The sequence below is a fragment of the Actinophytocola sp. genome (genome assembly GCF_045807065.1).
In the GTDB taxonomy this organism is placed as follows: Bacteria; Actinomycetota; Actinomycetes; order Mycobacteriales; family Pseudonocardiaceae; genus Actinophytocola.
In genome coordinates this window covers 1-3,293 of record NZ_JBJMIE010000279.1, presented here as the reverse complement: position 1 = coordinate 3,293, position 3,293 = coordinate 1, and the positions used below count along the sequence as shown (strand labels likewise).

At 71.5% G+C, this 3,293-nt stretch carries 4 protein-coding genes; 3 read left to right on the top strand and 1 reads right to left on the bottom strand.

The window, feature by feature from the left end; genetic code table 11:
* The 3 genes from ACJ73U_RS16255 to ACJ73U_RS16245 all read left to right on the top strand — a co-directional run.
* On the top strand, positions 1-781 hold a 781-nt coding region (locus tag ACJ73U_RS16255), incomplete at its 5' end, for an ABC transporter substrate-binding protein (RefSeq protein WP_407778462.1).
* Between the two features lie 248 nt (positions 782-1,029).
* Positions 1,030-1,416, top strand: coding sequence for a hypothetical protein (locus ACJ73U_RS16250; RefSeq protein ID WP_407778461.1), 387 nt, complete (start codon positions 1,030-1,032; stop codon positions 1,414-1,416).
* A gap of 117 nt (positions 1,417-1,533) precedes the next feature.
* Positions 1,534-2,022: an allene oxide cyclase barrel-like domain-containing protein gene (locus ACJ73U_RS16245; protein ID WP_407778460.1), complete on the top strand. Its 489-nt coding sequence runs from the start codon at positions 1,534-1,536 to the stop codon at positions 2,020-2,022.
* Here ACJ73U_RS16245 and ACJ73U_RS16240 read toward each other — a convergent pair.
* Positions 1,995-3,029 carry an ABC transporter substrate-binding protein gene (locus ACJ73U_RS16240; protein WP_407778459.1) on the bottom strand — a complete coding sequence of 345 codons (1,035 nt, stop codon included), beginning with the start codon at positions 3,027-3,029 and terminating at the stop codon, positions 1,995-1,997. The genes ACJ73U_RS16245 and ACJ73U_RS16240 overlap by 28 nt on opposite strands.
* Positions 3,030-3,293: the final 264 nt, after the last annotated feature.

Below are 3,293 nucleotides of genomic sequence, written 5' to 3'. Positions count from 1 at the left end.
GGAGCACCTGGGCGGCAGGAAGGTCGGCCTGATGTTCCAGAACGACGACGTCGGCCGGGACGCGCAGCAGGGCCTCGACCAGTTCGTCAAGGCCGACGTGGTGTCCCGGCAGGGCTACGACCCGGCCAACACGGACGTGCTGCCACAGCTGTCGGCCCTGCGCGACGCCGGTGCCGAGGTCGTGGTGTGCTCGTGCGTCCCCGCGTTCACGGCGCTGACGATCCTCACCGCGGCCCGCCTCGGCTACCACCCGCAGTTCGTGGTCTCCAGCATCGGCGCCGACCCGGTCACCCTCACCGGCCTGCTGCGGGACTTCGCCAGACGCGGCGGGGCCGAGGTGTCCGCGGCGGCACTCCTCAACGGACTCATCGGCACCGGCTACCTCCCGGACGTGGCGAGCGACGACCCGTGGATCGCGCTGTTCAAGGAGGTCCACGACAAGTACATCCCGGACGAGCCGCTCACCAACACGGTCATCTTCGGCATGGCCCAGGCGTACACGTTCGCGCAGGCGCTCAAACTGGCCGGCCGCGACCTGACCCGCGGCAAGCTGGTCGACGCCATGGAGTCCGGGAAGATCGCCGGTCCCGGTGTCACCCCGTTCGCGTTCTCCGCCAAGTCGCACGCGGGGTACACCGGTGCCTACGTGTTCCGGATCGGCCCGGACACGTCCACCGAGGAGATACAGGCCCCGATGGTCACCGACCGGGGTACCGGCCCGGTCAAGGCCGCCCCGACCGACCGCAGCACCCCGGCGGAGATCGCACTGGTCCGCCGGTGAGCCGATCCAGGCTCCTGACCGGCCACTGTGGTCGGTCAGGAGCTGATCATGACTCTCAGCCGGAAGTGTCACCCGGCAGAGATCATGGATGCGGTCGGTGAACGAATCTCGCGCACACCCATCACCACACGGGTGTGACCAATCGCTCGAAGGAGGTAAGTCGGCCGGTAGCGGTGTCGAGGCCGGGGGACGCGGCTACACATCCCCGTGAACCCACCCAAGGGATTTCTCACGGAAGGAGCTAGGTGATGTCCCGTACTCTTCGCGGTCTGGCCGCCGGCGCGGCAGCGGTGTTGGCGTTCACCGGGATCTCGCTGACCGTTTCGGGCACCGCGTACGCGGACCAGGACGATTGCCTGCAGGTACTCGGCCACCACGGCGACAACGGCGACGACAACGGCAACGGCGGCGCACCCGGCACCGGTACTGGCAACGGTTCCGACAACGGCAACGGCAACGGCAATGACAACGAAGACGACAACGGGTACGACGCGGCCTGCGGGCAGGGCGAGGACGGCAATTTCGACCAGTGCCTGACGCAGCTCATGTTCGACGGCGGCGTGGACCCCATCAGGGCCACGGAGGCCTGCATAGCGGCGCAGGACGACGGGAACAACGGGAACGGCCAGTCCTGAGTGCTCGCCGACGACCGGCGGTAACCCCGTTCGTGTCCATCATGTCGAGTGATTTACCGCTACCGCACCATGTCACTAGCGTCAGAGGACGACAGTCCACTGTGGAGGAGGTACGTGGTGCGGGTGCAACCATGGCTCGTGGTGCTGGCGCTCACGGGAGGCACGCTCGTGGGCGCCGGACATGTCGGCGACCAACCGACCGCCCGGGAGGCCCAGACCCTGGAGGTGACGGCCAAGCGGACGCTGATGTCGGCGCCCGCGAACATCGCGGTGGGCGGCGGGTTCGTCAGTGGGGGCGAGCTCTACGACGGCGCTGGCCGCACCAAGCTCGGCGAGGGCTACTCGCACTGCGGGGTGGTGTCCGTCTCGGTGGCGGTGCCGCCGGCCGTGACCACCCACTGCACCTCGGTGTTCCGCCTGCCCGACGGCCAGCTGCAGCTGGCCGGGCTGCGCACCTACAAGTCGATCGCCGGCGGCTTCGACGACACGACCATGGCGGTCACCGGCGGGACCGGCAAGTACGCCGGCGCCCGCGGCGAGGCCAAGGTCACCCGGGCGGCGAGCAGGGCGGAGGTGACCTACCGGTACGCCTTCGCGCTGCTGTAGATCAGCTCGCCACCCACGGGCACGGCCGGCGCGCGACGGTTGTCCACGACCACCAGCTCCGGCCGGTCGCCGGCCCGCCACTGCCCACCCGCCAACGGGATCCTCGCCACACCCGGCGCCGGCCCGGCGGTCCAGTCCAGCACCCCGGCGAGCGTCGCCATTCGGGTGCCCGTCAGCACCTCGGCGGCGCCGGCCCGGGAGTCCGAGCCGGCCACGGCGCGGCAGGCGACCTCGAACAGCGCGTGCGCCACGCCGAGGGGTTGCAGCCACGGGGATCCGGTGGCGTCCTCGTAGGCGGCGGCCAGGTCGGGGCCCCGGTCCGGTGTCCAGTAGACGATCGTGGCGACCCGGTCCAGCCCGTGCCGCGCCACGCTGAACGGGTAGGTGAGCCAGCGCGAGCAGGTGACCAGCCGCGCCCGGTGGACGGCCGCCGCGAGGTCGCTCGCCGTCGCCGCCGAGGTGACCACGTCCAGGCCCGCCAGGTCGGGCAGCTGACCGCCGTGTTCGCGATAGGGCAGGTCGACCAGCCGGTGCCCGCGTGCCTCCGCCACCGGCCGGAACCAGCGCCGCAGCGCGGCGCCCTGCGGGCCGTCGTTCCACAGGCAACCCACCACAGTGGCCGGCCCGAGGTGCTCCCACAGGTCGGCGAACACCGCCGCGATGTCGTCCAGACCCCAGCTGAAGTGGAACGCCCACCCCGGCTCCCCGACGGCGGCGGCGAACACCTGCCACGGCAGGGTCGTCGAGACGCACGGCACCTCCCGTTCGGCGCAGGCCCGCGCCACGGCCGGCAGGGTCTGCGTGCCACCCAACGTCACGACCACGCGCACACCCGCGTCGGCCAGCGACAGCGCGGCGCCGCGCGCCCCTTCCGGCGTGGACGCACTGTCCCGCACCAACACGTCGACCGGCCACGACAAGGCCCGCGCGACGAAGTCCAGCGGCGCACCCAGCGGCGCGAGCCTCCCGGTCGCCGCGAGGACGACGCCGATCAACGGTCGTGGCATTCCTGGCACCGTACTGACCCACCCCGCCACCCCGATCGAGCGAACCCTGCCTCACATCCCGTCACGACAGCTCGGGGTGTCCATTCGGCGGCCGGGATCTCCGGGTGCTGCCGCGGGCGTAACGACAACGCCCCGCGGAGCGACGCAGAAGATGCCGCCGGTGACCCCCAGACCGGCGGCACCTTCTTCTCGTGCGTCCTCTTCAGACGCGAGCGGCCGGCACCGTCTGCGGGTACAGGGCGCTGGGGTCGGCGGCGAGGGCGG